Here is a 21,409-nt window from a genome sequence, read left to right on the forward strand (position 1 = left end):
ATTCAGTCATATTGAGGAGTAACCCGGATCTGCAGGGTCTGGCGATCGCTCTGGCTATCACGCCCGCCCTGCAACTGTGTACCAAGAGTACTGCCCTGCTGCGCCGAACTGGTGGATAGCTCCCCCACCGTCAGCCACTGGCCCGGGGCTCCACTGACCTCGGTGGCACTCTGCCCACGATTTATAGTTCCATGCTCCAGCCTCGCCTGCTCGCTGCTGAGCGCTACCTGAACCCTGTCCCCAATCAGGGTTGCGGTGGCATAGAGGCCGTTCACCAGCGGCATCATCCCCACCACCGCGCCCCCGTTCCACTGATAGAAGGTGACCGGCTGATAGGAGCCCATTTGCAGCAACACGGGACGACCCGACAGCCCGCGCACCTGCCAGCTGTCGTTCTGGCTGCGCTGGTACTGCTGGGCATTGCCATCGAGCAACCACTGCCGTTTGGCATCGTCACGGCTTACTGAAGCGTCCAGTTGTTCACTGCTGGAAAGCCCATCCACCCGCCACTCGATAAGCAGGCTTTGCGGTGGCTGGTTGATTTGCGCCAGAGTCGCCTCGGCTTCCTGCAATTGGTCCGGCGTCCCGCTCAGCACCAGCTGATTGCCCATGGCGCTTACTCCGAGCCGGGGATAGATCTCCTTGAGGGTCTGCACCGCGACCTGCGCCTCGAATACCGGGATCACCTTCACATCGGCCCACGAAGGTGAGCTCCATATCCCCGCCATACAACAGAGCCACAGCAGCCACCTGCATCCATATCTCGTCAGACAGTACATCACATCTCCTCCTGGACCCGAACCGGCTGTTCGATGATGAACCCCGTCACAGGCAAAAGACAACCTCCGAGATGCCCCTTGCAACAACCCTGTCATCAGACTCCCGCCCGGGGCGGGTTATCGCGTAAGATACGCCCCATTATGTTTACCAACCGGAACCTCTCATGCTGAAACAGCTGTTGTTACTCCCCCTCGCCCTGCTGCTGGCGGCCTGCTCGCTGACCCAGTACAACGTCAGCGAAGCCGAAATCAACCAGTACCTCAAAAAGCAGGTCTCTTTTGAAAAACAGCTGGGGATCCCCGGCATCATGTCGAGCAAGATCCGTCTTGACGAGATGCAGAGCCGTATCGGCCGCAAGCAACCGGATCGCATCGAACTCGATGCAGCTGGCGACCTGCAGGTAAGCAGCCCCCTTGGCAGCCAGCAGATGAAGGTCCGTTTTGCCCTGAGCGCCCGCCCGGAATATGTCGCCGATCAGGGGGCTATCTATCTGCGTGATCTCGAACTGGTCTCGGTGCAGACCGATCCGGCCAACATAGGTGCCGCATTGACCCCTATCCTGCCTACCTTCAATCAGTCGCTCTCCCTCTTCCTGTCGCAGACGCCGGTCTATCGCCTCGACAGCAGCCGCAAAAACGAAGCGAGGATCAAGGACAAGGTCGAAGATCTCAAGGTGGAACCGGGTCGTCTGGTGATCCCCTTCAAGGTGCTCTGATCAGGCTATTTCTCCCCCCTCACCTTTGTTGTGCAAACCGCCCGGCCTCTTGTCCTGCTTCCCAGACAAGCTGCCGGGCGGTTTTTTGCTTCTCAACCCGGCGCGAACAGAGCATAATGCACACCATTCTCATTTAGATTCGTCATGAGAAGCGTCAATAATAAAACCAATGGTGAAAAGGGACATGAGAAAAACCGTTCTGGTACAGGCCGTTGCCTGTGCTCTGGTGAGTGGCATCGCACACGCAGCCGTCAAGGTTGAAGACAAGACTTTCAACACCGCCGCCAACATGCTGGCCTATACCGAATTTGAACTCTCCGGCGAGCCGCTGGCCGAAGCGCTGGGGCTGGATCTGGACGTGCTGGATGCCAATCGCGCCGATGAGCCAACCCCGTTCGACTTCGCCGCCGGCATCGAATCCTATGAATACTCCGAAGAGGCGATGTACGCCCTCAACTATCAGTCCGGCATGGGCCCCCATCTGGTGAACGGGCCGCAAAACCTGGCCCGTGGCGGCACCATGGCCGATCTCGGCAAGCGGGTCATGGCCATGGCGGAGGCAGTTGGCTTCCCGGCTGACGAGATCCCGCAAGGCATGTATCCCCTCTCCCTGCCCTACGCCTCCGCTAACCCGGAGTTTGCCGAGGCTGTGAATACCACTCCGGTCAATGGTGACCAGATCACCATCAAGACCGCCAAAGGCGTCGAGAAAACCGTCAAGATCCAGGTTCCGGCCTACTTCCGCGACTACACCACCCTGCGCTGGAGCGGCAGTGACAACCTTCTGGTACCGGCGGCTGTGGGCGGCATTCTGCTCAAAGAGGTGATGTGGTCCCAGGACTTCCTCGGCGGCATGCACGTGGCCGAGAGCGATGAAGAGGTTGAAGCCGCCTCCGCCACCATGGATCAGGATGGCAAGCACAAGCTCGGCGTCTCCGCCGCCGACGGCTTCAACGGCATGATGCTGACCGAACAATCCATCGACAAGCTGACCATCATGCAGAACCAGCTTGGCTTCGATGGCAAACAACTGGGAGCCAAGATCACCCCGCAGTATGATCCGGCCAAGGGCATCATCTACTTCCCCCATCAGGTGAAAGTGACCGAAACTCGCAACAACGATGCGGGCGCCATCGGCAAGCTCGACGTAGTGGATGGCTCAGCCCAGCTGCGCGATGCCTGGATGATGCTGTGGCCACTCTCCGAGTTCTACGCATTCAGCGACCAGCGCACGGCCAACACCAACCAGAATCCGGCCTTCCACGCCGTGTTTGACGGCGAGCCGTTTGCCGCAACCCCCAAGGCCAACCAGTCCAACGATCTGGGCAAGGCGGTGGCAGGCAGCGACGCCTTCTCGCTGGCGCTCAACCTCTCCAGCTTCACCTTCAAGAACCTGACCGCCCTGCACTTTGATGGCAAAGCCGGCACTCTGGTGGATAGCTGGCTGGCGGGTAAACAGGGCAAGCACGTCACCACCTTTGACGCGGCTTACGCACTGGTCGCCCTGCAGATCTTCCAGCGCGCTCAGGATGCGCTACCGGTCGGTTACGCCGCCGGTGACAACGGCGAGCTGAACCTCAAGACCAGGCAGGGTCAGCAGGCCCTCGAGCTTATCCGCAAACAGGCCGATTTCATCCTTGCCAATCTCAAGGGGCACAACGGGCTGGTACACGATGGTCTGACACTGGGTGGCAAGGTAGACAAGGCGCAATCCGTTGATGCCCAGTTTGCTGCTATCCGCGGCCTGACCGCTGCGTTCCTCGCGACTTCCGATGCCAAGTACCGCACCGCCGCGCGCGAGCTGTTTATCGCCGCTGACAAGGCCTATTTCAGTGCCAAAGCGGGCACCTGGCTGGCTGGCAAAAAGGGCGAGTACACTCCCTGGACCCAGGCAGCCATCTCCGGCGCGCTGCGTTCTGCCATGCTGAACCTGCGCAACGAAGGGGCCGAGAAGGAGCCCGAACTGGAGCTGGCCAAGTTGACCGGTCAGTACGTCAGCTGGTTCCGCGGCACCGTCAACGGCGGCATGCAGATGGCCGAGTGGGTCGGCGACTCCGGCGAGAACGTCATCGAAGGCGCCGGTGGTGACACCGACGAAGATGGCGTCCCGCAAGTGACCGCCGCCGGTGGCAAGCACGGCACCGCCATGGTGATGGCCGCCAAAGCGGTGGTCAGCGAGTAATCCGCACCCTTCACCCGGATGAAAAAGGGAGCCTTGATGGCTCCCTTTGCATTACAGCGTCTGACTCTTCATTTCAGGGCACTTCAATTAATTCGCTTGGGTTAACCCAGCTTGTCCAGCATCTCCTTGGTCACCAGCACGATACCCTGCTCGGAACGATAGAAGCGGCGCGCATCCTCATCGGCATTCTCGCCCACCACCAGCCCGTCTGGCACCTTGCAGCCCTTGTCCACCACCACCCGGCGCAGCCGGCAGCCGGTACCGATCTCGACCCCCGGGAAGATGACTGCCTGATCGAGAGTACAGAAGGAGTGCACCCGCACGTTGGTAAAGAGCACCGAGTTGAGCACGAACGAACCGCTGACGATGGTTCCGCCGGCAAACATGGAGTTGATGGTCATGCCGTGCTGGCCATTTCTGTCCTGCACGAACTTGGCGGGTGGCGTCAGGGTCTGGCTGGTCCAGATGGGCCAGTTTTGATCGTAAATATCGAGCTCGGGCAACACGGAGGCAAGGTCCATGTTCGCTTCCCAGAAGGAGTCCAGGGTACCTACATCACGCCAGTAGGGCTTTTGTCCCTCGCGTGCCCCGACACAGGACATGTTGAAGGGGTGAGCAAAGGCCAGCCCTTCCTCCACGATGCGGGGGATCACATCCATCCCGAAGTCGTGTTTGGAGTCCTGGTTGAGAATGTCTTCCTCCAGCAGCTGGTAGAGGTACTCCGCCTCGAAGATGTAGATCCCCATGGAAGCAAGGGAGCGATCATCGCACCCCGGCATGGCGGGCGGGTTGGCCGGCTTTTCCACGAAGGCGCGGATCTTGCGCTGCTCGTCGATATCCATGATGCCGAAGGCTGACGCCTCGGCGCGCGGCACCTCGATGCAGGCTACCGTGACCTTGGCACCGAGACGCACGTGATCGAGCAGCATGGCGGCGTAGTCCATCTTGTAGATGTGATCCCCCGCCAGCACCACTATGTATTTGGGGCCGTAGTCGCGAATGATGTCGACGTTCTGATAGATGGCATCGGCAGTACCGCGATACCAGTGCACCTCGTCCACCCGCTGCTGGGCAGGCAGCAGATCGATGAACTCGTTCATCTGGTAGCGCAGGAAAGACCAGCCTGATTGCAGATGGCGCAGCAGGCTGTGGGATTTGTACTGGGTTACTACCCCCACGCGGCGGATCCCCGAGTTGATACAGTTGGAGAGTACAAAATCGATGATGCGGAACTTGCCGCCGAAATGGACGGCCGGTTTGGCGCGGTTGTCGGTCAACTGCTTCAGGCGACTGCCACGTCCTCCCGCCAACACCAGTGCCATACTCTGGTTCAACAACTGACGTGCTTTGGCACTATTTTCGGGCTCTAACAACATGATTTACCTCTGCCTTGTTTGATCTATTTTCAACCCATCTTCGCCTGTTTCAGTAGCACTGAAAGTGGTTTCACTCACATTTAACCGATCTCAATTGGCCCTTTTATCCGAGTTGCGAGTCATAACATGTTTTGCTTGGTAAGCTTGGTTAAAATTTCCTCATAAAGCAGCCACTTCAAGGATGACAAGATGGTTCACAAGCTCGGACGCCCTCTCGTTTTGATCGCCATCATAGTGGCCATACCTCTATTGCTTCTGCAAGGGGTTTGGCTGGCTATGCAGAGCACTCCGCTGACGCTCGCTCTGATTCTGGGCACCACGCTGATCGGCATGGCCCTATTGCTGATGCTGGCTCTGCGCACCCTGGGCGGCATTCAGCAACATCAGGAACAGCTCTGGATAAAAGCACTGCGCAGCCGGGATCCGCAGTTACTGGAAACTCCCCGCTCGCAAGAAGCGTTGCAACAATTGCTGGAGCAGTTTGAAAGCGCCGAGCAGCACGTCCATCGCCAACTCACCGAGCTGAGCAATCTGGCCACCACCGACGAGCTGACCCAACTGCTCAACCGCCACGCCTTTCGCCGCGACATGACGGAGCTGCTGCAACGGGATCAGGATACCCAGACCGCGACGCTGGTGCTGGTACGCGCCACCGAGCTTGGCAAGATCAACGCCCAGCGGGGTTTTCAATCGGGGGATGCCTACATCAAGGACATGGCTGCGCTCATCAAGCGGGTGGTCAGCCGGTTTCCCGGCAATCAGGTCTATCGCATCTCGGGGGCTGACTTCGCGGTGCTGGTGCAACCGGCCGCCAATATCCCCCCTCACCTGCTGGGGCAGGATCTGAAAGTCGCGTTCGATCACTATCAGGAGCAACACGAGCTGGAGAGCACCGGTTACTCCGGGCTGACCAAGCTCAGCAGCGGCCAGAAAATCGAGGCCGTGCTGGCCCGGGCCGATCTGGCACTGGCCCGCGCCCAGACCGAAACCATCAATGGCTGGGCCATTCAGCAGGATGACAATGTCTCCGACATGCAGGGCCAGCAACACTGGCGCGACGTACTGACTGAGGTGCTGGCGCAGGAGCGGCTCGGCTTTACCTATCAGCCGATCCAGCCGCTGCATCGCAGCATGCTGGCCTACAACGAGATCTATACCCGCTTTGCTGGCAGCGATGGCACAGCGCTGCCCACCGATACCCTCTTTGCCATGGCACAGCGGCTGGATATGGTGATGCGGCTGGAGCAGCTGGTCATCACCCACATCATGCGCCAGTACCGGGCCTTTGGTGCCAACCAGAGTCGCTGGGGGATCAATCTTTCATCCAACCTGTTGCAAAACAGCGCCTTTCTGATCTGGCTGGACAGACAGCTGCTCAAGGATCCCAACACCAGCGCCAATCTGGTGTTTGAACTCGATGAGGAACATCTGGAGCGCAATCTGACCGGCGCCAAGCGGGTGTTTGAACTGCTCAGGCGCAATGGCAGCCGCTCGGCCATCGCCAACTTCGGCAAGGGGATCGGCTCATTCACCCTGTTTCGCGAACTGAAACCTGACTACATCAAGCTCGACCCCGCGCTCATCACCGGACTGGAGCAGGATCAGACCAACCAGCAATTTGTGCGGATGATTGTCGATGTATCGCACCGGATGGGGTGCCAGGTGATTGCCGAGGGGGTTGAGCAGCTAGGCCAGAAGCAGCTGCTGCAGGGAATGTATGTCGATGGACTGCAAGGCTACCTGATCGCCCGGCCGCAACCTTTGCGACCGGATATCAGCCAGCTTGGTCTCTTTACTGAGGATGTTTCAACTTCAACAGAGTCAGAATGATCTCGTTGAGCTGGCGATAACGCTCCAGCTCTTTCTGATCGTAACGGGTCGCCAGAGTGGTGGGGTTGTGGCGGTTCTTGAGGTAACGATTGATCTGCAGGCGATTGAACCCCGCTACCTGATAAACCTGAGCCAGCAGGGTATTCAACTCCTCATTATCCAGACCGGCTCTTGCCAGATAGTGGCTGTCGGCCGGGCTTTCGGTCTGGAAACTCCACTTGCCGATACGGCCACTCTCTTGTAGATAGGCAAGCCACTGCTCGACATAGAGCGGTTTGCAGCCAGCCAGCAGATTGAAGAAGCCGACCGAATCGCAGCGACAGCCGCTCAGCAGCACGACCGCCAGAGCATCATCGTCACACTGGAAAATGACCGGCCCGGATTGTGCCCAATCCAGCGCCTGGATGCGGATGCTGGCCCGTCCTCCCGTCGCTCCTGCGACATCGAATAGAAACATGGCGCCCCCCATGGCAAAAGGTTGATGATCGGACCATCCCCCGATGAGGTGCAAAGGCAAATTGGCATTTAACTCATCAACGCAACCATTCGACCATAAAAAAGACCGGTATTCTCACGAATACCGGTCTCAATCTTGATGCTCTGTACATTCAGACCATCAATGGAGGCGCTTTCAGGCGTCCAGTTCAACCAGCGCTTTGGCCAGCTCAATGGGTTCGAGCTCCTGGCCTTCCAGATCGGCGTTCCAGTTCGGGCCGACCAGCACATCGTCTTCATCCAGATCGTTGATCCAGATATCGAGAAACTCTTCCAGATCGATCACTTCCGGCTCGTAATCGGCCCACTCGTCCACGCAGTGCAGACGGGCATCTTCTTCGGCAGACCAGAGCGGCATGACGTCGGCATCTTCAAACTCGGCAGAGCGGCAGACCACCCAGTCCTCACCATAGCGCAGGCCCCACACCTGACCCGACTCGCGGACTTGTTCGATAAAAAGTTGGAAATTGGCGTCAAGGTTCTCGGTAAGCATGCTCATGGGGCTCTCTCATTTTCTCAGGTGCGGCGGCATTGCCGGCCGGCAATGCGGTGGCCAAATGGTGTCGCAAAAGCGACATGGACTCAAGCATATTGGGGTTATTGATGGAAAAAAGGGGCCTGAAGGCCCCTTTTCACGTCAAAACATCTGCCAATGGCGGTGTTTTGCAACAATTCGGGATCAACGCTCCCAGTAAACCTCTTCCAGACTATCCTCTTTCTCCGGCAGACCGCGAGAGAGGCGCGGGCTGCTCTGGGCCAGCACCTCATAACTCACCCGGTTGGCGTACTTGCACACCTGAGAGAGTGAAGAGTAGGTGAGGAACTCGGAGATGTGCTTGGCAGAGTTGGGCACATTCATCCGGTGATAGGAGTTGGCCACCATGTCGTGCAGCACGGCGGAAAGCGCGCCATCCCCTGCCCCGTTGGTGTTCTTGATCTTCTCCGGCCCGCCCATGTAGGGAGAGATATGGGAGTAGATCCGCACCGGCTTGCGGCACTTGGCGCGCGCCATGGGGCGGCTGAACTCGTACATGTTGAACTCGGGAATAACCCCGGGCAGCAGCGGTAAGGTGGTCTCGCGCTTGAAGTCATCTTCGGTGTAGGCAGCCATATAGAGCCCCACCGGACCGGCGGTACAGAGCACCATGTCCGCCCAGTCGAGCGCCTTGTCGGCTGCGGCCAGCGGATCGGAGAAACCGGTCAGGGCCTCGCCCTCCTCCTCGTTCATGGCGAGCACGGTGACGTTCTCGCTGATGAAGTCACGCCACCACTGGGGATCGGACTCGATGACGAAACGGGTACCCAGAGTCAGCACCACCGGCACACCGGCCTCGCGGGCATAACGCACAGCGGCCATGGCAGCATCTTTCATCGGGGTGCCATCTTCACCGCGCACCAGATAGGCGGTGATGACCAGAGCGGAGGACTCCTTGATGATCTCTTCAGGGATGTGCTCGACATCCAGATGATCCATCTTGCCGGCGTTGATGCCAAAGCTGCGCTCGCCCCCTTCGGTGATGAAGGTAAAGCAGCGACCGACCGGGCCGTCTACCGGCTGCAGATAGTCGAGGTTGACGCGAGAAGAGGTATTGCAGAGGTAACGATAGGCGTAGCTGCCGATGCGGATGTCCTGACTCATGACGCCAAGCAGGATGGAGTGGGAATCAGCCAGCACCGAGTAGTTGTGCATGGTGTTGCCGATGGTGCCACCGGCAAATTCGCTCACTACCATGTTGTTGCTCTTGAGCTCGTCGTAGATCTGCTCGGCCACTTCATCGGAGATGAGCATGGAGTGGCCACGGCTCAGGCCATAACGCTCGAGAAACGCCAGATCGACATGGGCTTCGATGTCGACCAGCGTCTGGTCAATCCCGACCACATAGGCCTTGCCCCGCTCCGAAAGCACCGCACTCTGGGAGATGAGGGGATCACGACGATCCACAGGAAAGTAGTGTTTGGACTTGCGCTGACCGGGAAATTTCATGGCAATGTTCTTGTGCTCTGGGGGAAAGAGGGGCGGGATTTTAACACAATCTGTCGCACCGAAAAGTCGCTCTGTTTAAATAATGGAGTCAGTATAGACAAGGGTTGCGAGGAAAAACGTTTGCCCTTTAACCACAAAAAAACCACCCGAAAGCGGATGGTTTTTGACATGCGATCCAAAGGGAGGATTCACCCGTTGATCAAGCCGTGAAAAAGGGTCAACCCGGAGAATAGCCCGAGGGATAGCCAGAACAGCAAGGTGCCAACGAAACGGGGAACATTGGGTGCTCGCGGGATCTGGATGCCAATGGCATGCAGTACGCGACCAACCAGCAGCATGATGCCGCCGGCATGCAGCAAGAGTGCGCTGGCACCGGCAATTTCACTTAGGGCCATCAGCAACAGGGTTAGCGGTACGTACTCGGCAAAGTTGCCGTGAGCCCGGATCGCCGCCAGCAACTCAGGGGCCTCCCCCTGCCCTATCATCACCCCGAACTGGGCGCGGCGTCTGACTACCCAAGCGGAGAGCCCCAGAAACAGCAGCCCCAGCAAGCCTGCGTAGATCAGCGTGATATGTACCATGACTCGACTCCTTGTTTAACTGACAGCCGGTCACTCATGCCAATTCACGGCAAATAAGCGAGACCATCATCCTGATATGGGCCTGGTCGCTGTTGAGCGCCGGAATATAGCCAAACTCCTCGCCACCGGCAGCCATAAAGATCTCCTTGTTCTGCACCTGGATCTCCTCCAACGTTTCGAGGCAATCGGCGGCAAAGGCCGGACAGATCACATCGAGTCGCTTGATGCCTCGGGCAGGCATGCCGCCCACCGTCTCATCGGTATAGGGCTTGAGCCACTCCTCCTTGCCAAAGCGCGACTGGAAACTGGCGGTCCACTGCCCCGCCTCCAGCCCGAGCGCATCGGCCAACAGAGATGCGGTATGGCGGCACTGATGACCGTAGGGATCGCCCTCCTGCTCGTAGCGCTCGGGGATACCGTGAAACGACATCAACAGATGTTCACCCCGGCCATGCTGCTCCCAGTGACGACGCACGCTCATCGCCAGCGCCTGAATGTATTCGGGGTGGGCATGGTAATCGCGAATGAGCCGCACCACGGGCAGGTTGCGCTCATGCTTCATCGCCCGGCCCCAGGCATCGAACACGGATGCCGTGGTACTGACCGAATATTGCGGATAGAGCGGCAACAGGATCACCCGGTTGACCCCCTTGGCCTTGAGTGCCTGCCACCCCTCCTCCAGCGAAGGAGAACCATAGGTCATGGCAAGCTCGACCGGTACATCGACCCCTTCACGCTTGAGCTCCTGCTCCAGCGCAGCCCGCTGCTGTTTACTGATCACCATCAGTGGCGAACCCTGCTCGGTTCACACCTGCTGATAGAGCTTGGCCACCTTGGGAGAGCGGGTTGGCAGAATGATGAAGTGGAGCAACGGGCACCAGAGGTAGCGTGGCAGATCGACGACCCGGGGATCGTGCAGAAACTGGCTGAGAAACGCTTTGACGGCGGCGGTAGTGGGGGCGGCTGGGGTACCCAGATTGACCAGCAAGATTCCGGTTTTCGTGGTCACATTGGCTTCCTGTCTATCTGTCATGATGCAAAAAAGGGCCCGCTGGGCCCTTTTTATCATTTGCCTGATAGCCCAGGGGACTGTGCCGGCATTAACGCTTAGCCCAGAATGGTGGCAAGCTGCTTGCTGACCAGATCAACCGGCTGGGTGCCATCGATCTTGACGTAACGGGTATTGCCCGCTTCCGCCTCTTTGCCATAGAAGCCGATGAGCGGAGCAGTCTGCTGATGGTATACATCCAGACGCTTGCGCACTGTGGTCTCTTCGTCGTCGGCACGGATCACCAGATCTTCACCGGTCACGTCATCTTTACCTTCCACTTTCGGCGGGTTGAACACCACGTGGTAGGTACGGCCAGAGCCGGAGTGAACGCGACGGCCGCTCATGCGCTTGACGATCTCTTCGTCCGGCACATCAAACTCCAGCACGAAATCAACGTTGACGCCTGCATCCTTCATGGCTTGCGCCTGAGGAATAGTGCGCGGGAAACCGTCCAACAGGAAGCCTTTGGCACAATCCGGCTGAGCGATGCGCTCCTTGACCAGACCGATGATGATGTCGTCAGAGACCAGCTGACCTGCGTCCATCACGGCTTTGGCCTTCAGACCGAGCTCGGTGCCCGCTTTGATCGCTGCACGCAGCATGTCGCCGGTGGAGATCTGGGGAATACCGTGTTTTTCCATGATGAACTGAGCCTGGGTACCTTTACCGGCGCCCGGAGCCCCCAACAGAACAATGCGCATACACGCTCCTATTGATTGGTTATTCAAATCTTGCGAAGGCAAAAAAGTACACGGTTTCGCCCGTTTCTACAAGCTCGCGCCGCCTGAATGGCCACTTTATCGCCATAAAAAACGGCGACACGACGCCATACAAATTGACGGGCTTACGGGAAAAGTGAGTGAAAATTCAACAGGAGTGCTGACAGTGAGCTGATGAGGAGGATAAAAAAATCCCGGCTCAAGGCCGGGAATTGCGCTCAAAAGTAACTACTTGTCGCTCGTAGTAGGAACAGGGCAATAGTAGTTGTCCCCCTGTGCGTCAACAACTGTCAGATGTGACAGGGAGGCCGCTATGAAACCGGAACTGGGGGTCTGGCGACGAGATAAGCTCGGCTTCCAACTTGCCAAAGTAGGCGACCCGCTCGCTGATGTCCTCCCCCGCATACTGCTCGGCCAGCGCGAGGTAATCCTGATAGTGGCGCGCCTCGGAGCGCAGCAGGGAGACGTAGAAGCGCCCCAGCTCCTCGTCCAGATGGGGCGCCAGCTTGGCAAAACGCTCGCAGGAGCGCGCCTCGATATAGGCACCGATGATCATCTTGTCGACGATGGTGGCGGGCTCATGGGTGCGCACATGCTGCATCAGTTGCCGGGCATAGCGAGAAGCGGTGACCGGACCATATTCGATGCCGCGGGCCTGCATGATCTCCAGCACCTGCTCGAAGTGGTGCAACTCCTCCTGAATGAGCCGCACCATGGGAAACAGCAGCGGATTGCGCTCCAGCTCGGCAAAGACCGAGCGATCAGACTCGCCCATGGTGCGCTTGCCCAGGATCTCGGCCTTCTCCGGAATGGCGTCCAGCTCGCGATAGAACTCCAGTTTGGGCAGCAGATGACGCTTTCCCTTGGGCAGGCAGTAGCGGCGCACCAGACTGTGTGCAGTGAGTGCAGCCTTGGTTTCACAGTTGGCGTGATCGATAAGCAGGGTTGGCAAACGGGTCGGATCCCGCGCCATCTCCACCCACTCGTCAGGGGTTTCGCACTGCAAGAACTGGCGCACGGGGGCTAGCAGATCATCCATCTGAACTCTCGTTAAAGGCGTATGAGAAAAGTGGCCCTATGCTAGCGGATCAGCCGTTGCATGCCCATATCTGGCAAGATAAGCGCTGTTTTTTCAAACAGATGCCATCTCTCCCCCTTCGTCACCTAGCGGCAAAAACAACAATGGGAGCCAAGGCTCCCATTGCGTTATGCAAACCAGACCAAAAGAAAACGTTTAACTACCTTCGTTAAAAATTTCCAGATTGCTGGTCCCTTCCTGCCACTCGCGTACAGCCTTGCTGTCGTCGCTGCGCAAGGCATTGAGGTGGTCAAGGTAGGATTGATCCACATCGGAAGTGACATAGTGGCCATTGAATACCGAGGTCTCGAAGTGGCGCAGTTCGGGGTTGATCTCCCGCACCGCCGCTTCCAGATCTTCCAGATCCTGGAAGATGAGGCCATCAGCGCCAATAAGCTTGCACACCTCTTCCACTTCGCGGCCGTGGGCAATCAACTCGTTGGCAGTGGGCATGTCGATACCGTAGACGTTGGGGAAGCGAATTTCCGGCGCTGCCGAAGCGAAGTAAACCTTGGCTGCCCCTGCTTCACGGGCCATCTGGATAATCTGCTCCGAGGTGGTACCGCGCACGATGGAATCGTCCACCAGCAACACCTTCTTGCCCTTGAACTCGGAGCTGATGGCGTTGAGCTTGCGGCGAACCGACTTCTTGCGCTGGGTCTGGCCCGGCATGATGAAGGTGCGGCCGATATAGCGGTTTTTCACGAAGCCCTGACGGTACGGCAGATCCAGGGTGTGGGCGATCTCCAGCGCCACGTCGCAGGAGGTCTCGGGGATGGGGATGACCACGTCCACATCGAGATCTTCCCACTCGCGGGCAATCTTCTGACCCAGCTTGCGACCCATATTGAGACGGGCGGCGTAGACCGACACCTTGTCAATGCACGAATCGGGACGGGCAAAATAGACATATTCGAAGATGCACGAGCTCATCTGCGGGTTCTCCGCACACTGCTCGGAGAAGAGCTGGCCCTGCTCGGTGATGTAGATGGCCTCACCCGGCGCGATGTCACGCACCGTCTCGAAACCGATGGCATCGAGCGCCACGCTCTCGGAGGCGAGCATGTACTCCACCTGCCCCTGCTCATCCTGACGACGGCCGAGGACCAGCGGGCGAATGCCGTTGGGATCACGAAACCCGATGAGGCCGTGACCAATGACCAGCGCCACCACGGCATAGGCACCGCGGATCTGCTGATGGGTCTTGCGCACTGCAGCGAAGATGTCTGCAGGCGCCAGCGCCATCTTGTCACAGCGGTCCAGCTCGTGAGCCAGCACGTTCAACAGCACTTCGGAATCCGAAGTGGTGTTGATGTGACGGCGCGCGACACGGAACTGCTGCTCCTTGAGCTCCTTGGCGTTGGTCAGGTTGCCGTTGTGGGCAAGCACGATCCCGTAAGGAGAGTTGACATAAAAAGGTTGGGCTTCAGCGGCACTGGAGCTGCCTGCGGTGGGATATCTGACATGACCGATGCCGATGTTCCCTTGCAGGCGCTGCATGTGGCGCACTTCAAACACGTCCTTGACCAGGCCATTGGCCTTGCGTTGCCGGAAGTTCCCACTGTCAATGGTCACAATCCCGGCGGCATCCTGTCCCCTGTGCTGCAACACCGTCAAGGCGTCGTAGAGGGCCTGATTGACGGGAGTGGTGCCTACTATACCGACAATACCACACATGTATTTGCTACCTCGAAGTCGCTATACCTGTTTAAGAAAACTCGAAGAGTTCAGCATGAACCCGAAAAACCACTGGATCACCGGCTTGAACTCCGGCACCAGCTTGGATGCCGCCCACCAGTCGCTCTGGGAGAGGCTGGTGAAGGTATCCATGAAAAAAAGCAGGGCACTGACGATCAGTACCCCGCGAATTGCGCCGAAGCAGACCCCGAGCACCCGATCGGTACCGGAGAGCCCCGTCTTGTCCACCAGCAGACCCACCACGTAGTTCACCACGCTGCCCAGGATCAGGGTTGCCACGAACAGGGCCGCGATGGCCAGACCGTTGCGCACCAGCGCATCGGAGAAAGAGGTAAAATAGGCGGCGAGATCAGGATAGAAGTGGCTGGCAATAAAGAAGGCAACGAACCAGGTGACGAGAGACATGGCCTCTTTGACGAAGCCGCGCACCAAGCTGATGAGTGCAGAAAAACCGACGATGCCGATGATGGCGTAATCAATCCAGACCATAGAAAAAGATGTCCTGCGAAATTGCGGCGCAGTCTAACAAAAACGATTGCGCAATGCTTGATAAAATTGTGTTACATGTTCAAAGAGGCGCCGAAAACGCAGATTTATTCACGATAAAAACGGTTGACCGGCGCCAGAATGCACAACGCCATGGCATGGCCATGGCGTTGTCGTCTGCAACGGGCGCTTACCCGATGTGGGTCAGGCCGCCCATGTAGGATTGCAGCGCAGCCGGGATGGCGATACGGCCATCTTCCTGCTGGTAGTTCTCGATCACGGCGACCAGAGTACGGCCTACAGCCAGACCGGAGCCATTCAGGGTGTGAATGAGCTGCGGCTTGCCATCGACACGCACGCGAGCCTGCATGCGACGCGCCTGGAAGTCGGTGCAGTTGGAGACAGAGGAGATCTCGCGGTAGGTGTTCTGGGCCGGCAGCCACACTTCCAGATCGTAGGTCTTGGCAGCGCAGAAGCCCATGTCACCGGTAGAGAGCGCCATCACGCGATACGGCAGCTCCAGCAGTTGCAGCACCTTCTCGGCGTGACCCACCATCTCTTCCAGCGCCTCCCAGGATTTCTCCGGGTGAACCAGCTGTACCATCTCGACCTTGTCGAACTGGTGCATACGGATGAGGCCACGGGTATCACGACCGTAAGAGCCTGCTTCGGAGCGGAAGCACGGGCTATGAGCTGTCATCTTGATCGGCAGTTCCTGCTCTTCGAAGATCTCGTCGCGAGCCATGTTGGTGAGCGGCACTTCGGAAGTCGGGATCAGGGAGAACTTGCGCACCTTGCCCTCTTCTTCCCCTTCACCGTCAATACCGGTATTGAACAGATCCTGGGAGAACTTCGGCAGCTGGCCGGTACCGTACAGGCTGTCCGGGTTGACCAGATAAGGCACGTAGCATTCGGTGTAACCGTGCTGCAGGGTGTGCAGATCCAGCATGAACTGGGCCAGGGCGCGGTGCAGACGGGCAATCTGGCCCTTCATCACCACGAAACGGGAACCGGAGAGCTTGACGCCGTTCTTGAAATCAACGCCCTTGGCTGCTTCACCCAGATCGATGTGATCCCGTACCGGGAAGTCGAAGTGACGCGGGGTACCCCAGCGACGTACTTCCACGTTGTCGTTTTCGTCACGACCAACCGGGGTGGTTTCGCTCGGCAGGTTGGGGATGGCGTCGGCAATGGTTTTCAGCTCGGCCAGCAAAGCATCCAGCTCAACCTTGCTGGTCTCCAGCTCGTCGTTGATCTTGGTCACTTCAGCCTTGAGCGGAGCAACATCTTCACCGCGACGGGCAGCCTCACCGATGGACTTGGAGCGGGCGTTGCGCTCGGCCTGCAGCTCCTGAGTACGGGACTGCAGATCCTTGCGCTTCTCTTCCAGAGCATTGACAGCCGCTACGTCAAGAGCGTAGCCACGTGTCGCCAGACGAGCGGCAGCTTCGTCGATGTCGCTGCGCAGATATTTGGGATCCAGCATGGGTTACCTACTTTTTGTAAAAGGGATCTGGGCCTGAGTCATCATGACGGGCGGGAAAACAGATCCGGAAGTTAACATCGGTTGGCGCCCCCGTCGTTTTGAGAGTCAGGCCTTCGAAATCAAGAAGATGGTATCAGGCCGAAACCAACGGGGTCAGAGGGGCAGTGTAGCAGACCGCCCCCCTGCCCGAACAGGGACTATTTGGGTCGTTTTTGCCAACTTGTGGGGTCAAACACCCCAATTATTCCGGTGTCTGACCAATTTTCATTCTGCTGGCCAAAATGAGTGGCTATCGGCCCCGTTTTTGCGGGCTCTGTCGATCCAGCTCGTGCAGATAATCGAGCTTCTGGCCGATCTGCTTTTCAAGGCCACGATCGGTCGGCTGATAGTACTGCTTGCCGGCAAGCTCGGGCGGGAAATACTCCTCACCTGCGGCATAAGCACCCGGTTCGTCGTGGGCGTAACGGTACTCGGCGCCATAACCCAGATCGCTCATCAGCCGGGTCGGTGCGTTGCGCAGGTGCACCGGCACCTCGAAGTCAGGCAGGTTTTTGGCATCATTGAGCGCTGCCTTCCAGGCGGTGTAGACCGCATTGCTCTTGGGCGCACAGGCAAGGTAGACGATCGCCTGGGCGATGGCCCGCTCCCCTTCCGCCGGTCCGATGCGGTGGAAACAATCCCAGGCAGATAGCGCCACCTGCATGGCACGCGGATCGGCATTGCCCACATCTTCCGAGGCAATCGCCAGCAAGCGGCGGGCAATATAGAGCGGATCGCAGCCGGCACTCACCATACGGGCATACCAGTAAAGCGCCGCATCCGGCGCCGAGCCGCGAATGGATTTGTGTACCGCCGAGATGAGGTCGTAGAAGTGATCCCCCCCCTTGTCGAAGCGGGCCACATGTTCCCCCGCCACGGCGGCGAGCAGCGCGCTGTCGATAAGTTTGTGGCCGCTGCCATCGAGCTCGGCCATGTCAGCCAGCAGCTCCAGATAGTTGAGGGATTTGCGCCCGTCACCATCCACCGCCTTGGCCAGTGCCTCCTTGACGCCGGGGGCAAAGGCAAGGGCCGGATCATTGAGACCGCGGGGGTCCTGCATCGCCTGATCGATCATGGCGAGGATGTCCTCCTCCTCCAATCGCTTGAGCAGATAGACCCGGGCCCGGGAGAGCAGCGCGTTGTTGAGTTCGAACGAAGGGTTCTCGGTGGTCGCACCGATGAAGGTGATGGTGCCATCTTCGATGTGGGGCAGAAACACATCCTGCTGGCTCTTGTTGAAGCGGTGTACTTCATCCACAAAGAGGATGGTGCGCACTCCGCGCCAGCTGTTCTCTTTGGCCTTGTCGATGGCGGCGCGGATCTCCTTGATGCCGGAGGTGACAGCCGAGAGTCGCTCCACTTCCGCCTGACAGTAGTGAGCCATCAGCTCCGCCAACGTGGTCTTGCCGGTCCCGGGTGCGTCCCACAGGATCATCGAGTGGCAGTGACCGGCCAGGATCGCTTTGCGCAGGGGCTTGTCAGGCCCCAGGATATGCTGCTGACCTATGTACTGGTCGAGGTTTTGCGGCCGCATCCGGGCCGCCAGCGGACGAAAGTCCGACGAGAAATCCAGCGAGAGATTGCTCATCAGCGCTGATCATCCAGCTCGACCCCCTTCGGGATCTTGAAGACAAATTCGTTGCCCTTGAGCACCGGCTTGCGGTTGAAGTTATTGAGGGTAAATTCGGTCCACTGCCCCTGTGCCTCTTTCACATCGAAGCGGCTGATGTTGTTGTCGCGATCGAAGGTGACGCGGAAGGAGGCGATAAGCTCGCTCGGATCACGGCTGGTGACGGTGTAGACATCTCCCTGCTGGGTCACGTCGTAGTTCTTCCACAGCTTGTCGTCATTGCCGGTAATGAGCACGAAGGGAGTATTGAGCACCGCATCCTTCAATTTAAGGGCGGTCACCTGCTCGACGAAGGGGTCATATACCCAGACATCCTTGCCATCGGCCACGATCAGGCTCTCGTCAGGCGCCGTGGTATGCCAGTTGAAATGGTTGGGGCGCTGCACCACCAGATCGCCGCTGGCGCGCTGCAGCTCCTTGCCCTTGCTGTCGTAGACAGTCTGGGAGAACTTGGCGGAGAAGAGGCTGACACTGGCCAGCTTCTGCTTGAGATCGCTGGCCGCGTCGGCCCACACCTGGCTGCTGGCAACCAGCAGCATGGATCCGATCAACAGCTGTTTTTTCATCATGCTTTTCATAACGACCATCTCGATAAAAGGCCACGCCCGTGAGGGGCATGGCCAGGATAACAGTAAAAGGGTGGGCCTTAGTCCCGCACCGGCGGCGGAGCCAGCACATCGCGCTGACCGTTGCCACCCGGGGCGCTCACAATACCCTGATTTTCCATCTGCTCGATGAGACGAGCAGCCCGGTTGTAACCAATCTTGAACTTGCGCTGCACACTGGAGGTCGAGCCACGGCGGGACTCCACCACGAAGGCGACCGCTTCGTCAAACAGGGGGTCGAGCTCTTCATCGTCACTACAGCCATATTCGCCGCTGCCACCTTCACCGCCAGATTCGCCGGAGAGGATCTCGTCGATGTAGTTCGGCTCACCGCGCAGTTTCCAGTCCGCCACCACCTTGTGCACCTCGTGGTCATCGACAAAGGCGCCGTGTACCCGGGTCGGGTTGGAAGTACCGGCCGGCATGTAAAGCATGTCACCCATGCCGAGCAGAGATTCGGCGCCGCCCTGATCGATGATGGTACGGGAGTCGATCTTGCTCGACACCTGGAACGAGATGCGGGTCGGGATGTTGGCCTTGATAAGACCGGTGATGACATCCACCGACGGACGCTGGGTCGCAAGGATAAGGTGAATACCGGCCGCTCGCGCTTTCTGGGCGATACGGGCAATCAGCTCTTCCACCTTCTTGCCGACGATCATCATCATGTCGGCAAACTCGTCCACCACCACCACGATATGGGGCAGCTTCTCCAGCTCCGGCGGCGTCTGATCCATGGAGTCGCCCGGACGCCACAGCGGATCCAGCAGGGGTCCCCCTCCTCGATGGCCGCCAGTACCTTGTCGTTATAGCCCTTGAGGTTGCGCACCCCGACTGCCGACATCAGCTTGTAGCGACGCTCCATCTCGCCCACACACCAGCGCAGGGCGTTGGCGGCATCCTTCATGTCGGTCACTACCTCGGTCAGGAGGTGCGGGATCCCTTCGTAGACCGACAATTCCAGCATCTTGGGGTCGATCATGATGAAGCGCAGATCGTCCGGCGAAGATTTGTAGAGCATGGAGATGATCATGGTGTTCACCCCCACCGACTTACCGGAACCCGTGGTACCGGCCACCAGCAGGTGAGGCATCTTGGCCAGGTTCACCACCACCGGCTCGCCGGCGATGTCCTGACCCAGGCCCATGGTGAGCGGGTTGCGGCTATCGCGGAACGCATCGCAGTCGAGGGTCTCGCGCAGGTAGACGGTCTGGCGCACCCGGTTGGGCAGCTCGATACCGACATAGGTTTTGCCCGGGATCACCTCGACCACTCGCACGCTGCTGGCGGACAGAGAGCGGGCCAGATCGCGGGACAGGTTGGTGATCTTGCTCGCCTTCATGCCTGGCGCCAGATCCAGTTCAAAACGGGTGATAACCGGGCCCGGATAGACACCGACCACCTTAGCCTGCACGTTGTAATCGGCAAGCTTGGCCTCCACCAGACGACCCATCCGATCCAGCTCATCCTTGCTCATCATCTGGGTCTTGGCGGGTGGACGATCCAGCAGCTCAAGGCTCGGCAGCGGCGGCAGGTTGGCCTGCACGCGACGTTTGGGCTTGGTCGGCATGGTGACGACAGGAGCTACCGGTGCATCCTCGCCCTCAGCCCACGGCAGGTCGAGATCTTCGTCGTCCTCATCATCGGCGACGGCAAGGGCGCTCTGGCGACGCGTGCTGGCAGGGGCAGGCCGTTTGGCCTTGACCACCGGCGCGGGTTCATCGTCCTCATCATCAAACTGCGGGTCAAACTCGAAGGTATCGTCGTCCAGTTCAGGCAACCACTCCTCTTTGGAGCCTTTCTGGTTTTTGCCTTTGGCGCGGCGACCCCAGTTGCTGTGGGGATCGTCCTCATCCTCTTCATCGAGTTCGATGGCGCCCACGCCCCCTTCAAGCAGGGGATCCGGCCCCTCAACGCGAGGCTGACGCCAGCCACCGGTCAACCAGCGACCCAGAGTGCCCGGGAAGTGGTAGATGGCACTGACGGAGCCGGTGCAGGCGGCACCGATGCGCTCGACGATGGTGAGCCAGGACCAGCCGGTAAACAGGGTGATGCCGGTCGCCACGAAGCAGAGCAGCATCAGGTTGGCACCCACGCCGCCAAACAGCGGTACCACGGCGGAGGCGATGACATCCCCCACCAGGCCACCGGCGGAGAAGTTCTGCAGATCGTTGAAGTTCATGCTGGCGATGGCCGACATGCCGAGCACGGTCAGGATAAAGCCGATGATCCGCACCCCGAGAGTGAGGTAATCCACATCGAGCAGACGGCTTGGCCGCCAGAAAAGACTCCAGCCCAACAGCACCACCAGCGGCGGAACCAGATAGGAGAAGGCACCAAAGGTAAACATAGTGATATCGGCAAGCCAGGCGCCTGCGCTGCCGGCGAGGTTCTTGACCTCCCCTTCCCACGAGGTCTGGGGCACGAACCGGGATCGGCGGGATGATAGGACAACAGGGCAAGCAGAAGATAAGCGGCCATCAGAGTGATGGCGATCAAGACGGCTTCGAAGATCCGTTGTGTACCTGATAAAGGAGTAAACAGCTTTTTATCGGCCAAACTCCGGCTCCTTTCTGAAAACATGTAATGCAGGAAATAAGGGGGCCTAGTATCCCCGAAAAGCCCATCGATTGTCAGCCTGTGCCTGATGGGACGGGGCCATATTTGCAATCAT

16 protein-coding genes and 2 pseudogenes are annotated in these 21,409 nt (G+C 58.8%); 3 read left to right on the forward strand and 15 right to left on the reverse strand.

What is annotated here, in order from left to right; genetic code table 11:
• Nucleotides 1-2: 2 nt before the first annotated feature.
• Entirely contained in the window at nt 3-779 is a 777-nt protein-coding gene (locus WE862_RS16015) for a hypothetical protein (protein WP_042032330.1), read from the reverse strand.
• Nucleotides 780-943: 164 nt separating this feature from the next.
• Between WE862_RS16015 and WE862_RS16020 the strand changes: the two genes are divergently transcribed.
• Both WE862_RS16020 and WE862_RS16025 read left to right on the forward strand, forming a co-directional pair.
• Nucleotides 944-1,495 (forward strand): lipoprotein, encoded by a 552-nt coding sequence (locus WE862_RS16020; RefSeq protein WP_042032329.1) that lies wholly within the window; start codon nt 944-946, stop codon nt 1,493-1,495.
• 184 nt (nt 1,496-1,679) lie between these two features.
• Nucleotides 1,680-3,677, forward strand: a complete 1,998-nt coding sequence (locus tag WE862_RS16025) for a hypothetical protein (RefSeq protein WP_042032328.1) — start codon at nt 1,680-1,682, stop codon at nt 3,675-3,677.
• A gap of 101 nt (nt 3,678-3,778) precedes the next feature.
• On the opposite strand, the gene glgC is transcribed toward WE862_RS16025, so the two are convergent.
• Nucleotides 3,779-5,053 (reverse strand): glucose-1-phosphate adenylyltransferase, encoded by a 1,275-nt coding sequence (gene glgC, locus WE862_RS16030; RefSeq protein WP_041207494.1) that lies wholly within the window; start codon nt 5,051-5,053, stop codon nt 3,779-3,781.
• Between the two features lie 189 nt (nt 5,054-5,242).
• Between glgC and WE862_RS16035 the strand changes: the two genes are divergently transcribed.
• Nucleotides 5,243-6,883, forward strand: a complete 1,641-nt coding sequence (locus WE862_RS16035; RefSeq protein ID WP_042032327.1) for an EAL domain-containing protein — start codon at nt 5,243-5,245, stop codon at nt 6,881-6,883.
• Here the strand turns inward: WE862_RS16035 and WE862_RS16040 are convergent.
• From WE862_RS16040 to WE862_RS16100, 13 genes and pseudogenes are all read right to left on the reverse strand, one after another.
• Nucleotides 6,846-7,340: a hypothetical protein gene (locus WE862_RS16040; RefSeq protein ID WP_033115182.1), complete on the reverse strand. Its 495-nt coding sequence runs from the start codon at nt 7,338-7,340 to the stop codon at nt 6,846-6,848. The genes WE862_RS16035 and WE862_RS16040 overlap by 38 nt on opposite strands.
• 174 nt (nt 7,341-7,514) lie before the next feature.
• Complete coding sequence (locus tag WE862_RS16045) at nt 7,515-7,877, reverse strand: DUF2750 domain-containing protein (RefSeq protein WP_033115181.1); 363 nt, start codon at nt 7,875-7,877, stop codon at nt 7,515-7,517.
• Between the two features lie 180 nt (nt 7,878-8,057).
• Nucleotides 8,058-9,362: an inosine/guanosine kinase gene (locus WE862_RS16050; protein WP_033115180.1), complete on the reverse strand. Its 1,305-nt coding sequence runs from the start codon at nt 9,360-9,362 to the stop codon at nt 8,058-8,060.
• Nucleotides 9,363-9,550: 188 nt separating this feature from the next.
• Nucleotides 9,551-9,943, reverse strand: a complete 393-nt coding sequence (locus WE862_RS16055; RefSeq protein WP_041207490.1) for an MAPEG family protein — start codon at nt 9,941-9,943, stop codon at nt 9,551-9,553.
• A 34-nt stretch (nt 9,944-9,977) separates the two neighbouring features.
• Nucleotides 9,978-10,952 (reverse strand): annotated as a pseudogene (hemH, locus tag WE862_RS16060) (ferrochelatase).
• A gap of 98 nt (nt 10,953-11,050) precedes the next feature.
• The gene (gene adk / locus WE862_RS16065) at nt 11,051-11,695 is read right to left on the reverse strand and encodes an adenylate kinase (protein WP_041207488.1); all 645 of its coding nucleotides are present in this window, start codon (nt 11,693-11,695) and stop codon (nt 11,051-11,053) included.
• A gap of 298 nt (nt 11,696-11,993) precedes the next feature.
• Nucleotides 11,994-12,752: a tRNA isopentenyl-2-thiomethyl-A-37 hydroxylase MiaE gene (gene miaE, locus WE862_RS16070; RefSeq protein WP_042032325.1), complete on the reverse strand. Its 759-nt coding sequence runs from the start codon at nt 12,750-12,752 to the stop codon at nt 11,994-11,996.
• Nucleotides 12,753-12,947: 195 nt separating this feature from the next.
• On the reverse strand, nt 12,948-14,468 hold the full coding sequence (gene purF, locus WE862_RS16075) for an amidophosphoribosyltransferase (protein WP_033115175.1): 1,521 nt from the start codon (nt 14,466-14,468) through the stop codon (nt 12,948-12,950).
• 21 nt (nt 14,469-14,489) lie between these two features.
• A complete protein-coding gene (locus tag WE862_RS16080; protein WP_033115174.1) occupies nt 14,490-14,978 on the reverse strand; it encodes a CvpA family protein in 489 nt (162 codons plus the stop codon).
• A 187-nt stretch (nt 14,979-15,165) separates the two neighbouring features.
• A complete protein-coding gene (gene serS / locus WE862_RS16085) occupies nt 15,166-16,461 on the reverse strand; it encodes a serine--tRNA ligase (protein ID WP_042032324.1) in 1,296 nt (431 codons plus the stop codon).
• 289 nt (nt 16,462-16,750) lie between these two features.
• Nucleotides 16,751-18,088, reverse strand: coding sequence for a replication-associated recombination protein A (locus tag WE862_RS16090; RefSeq protein WP_339058644.1), 1,338 nt, complete (start codon nt 18,086-18,088; stop codon nt 16,751-16,753).
• Nucleotides 18,088-18,696, reverse strand: coding sequence for an outer membrane lipoprotein chaperone LolA (lolA, locus tag WE862_RS16095; protein ID WP_033115213.1), 609 nt, complete (start codon nt 18,694-18,696; stop codon nt 18,088-18,090). Before lolA ends, WE862_RS16090 begins: the two co-directional genes overlap by 1 nt.
• Before the next feature lie 80 nt (nt 18,697-18,776).
• Nucleotides 18,777-21,294, reverse strand: a pseudogene (locus WE862_RS16100) (DNA translocase FtsK 4TM domain-containing protein).
• Nucleotides 21,295-21,409: the final 115 nt, after the last annotated feature.

The sequence above is a fragment of the Aeromonas jandaei genome, from assembly GCF_037890695.1.
Taxonomy (GTDB): domain Bacteria; phylum Pseudomonadota; class Gammaproteobacteria; order Enterobacterales; family Aeromonadaceae; genus Aeromonas; species Aeromonas jandaei.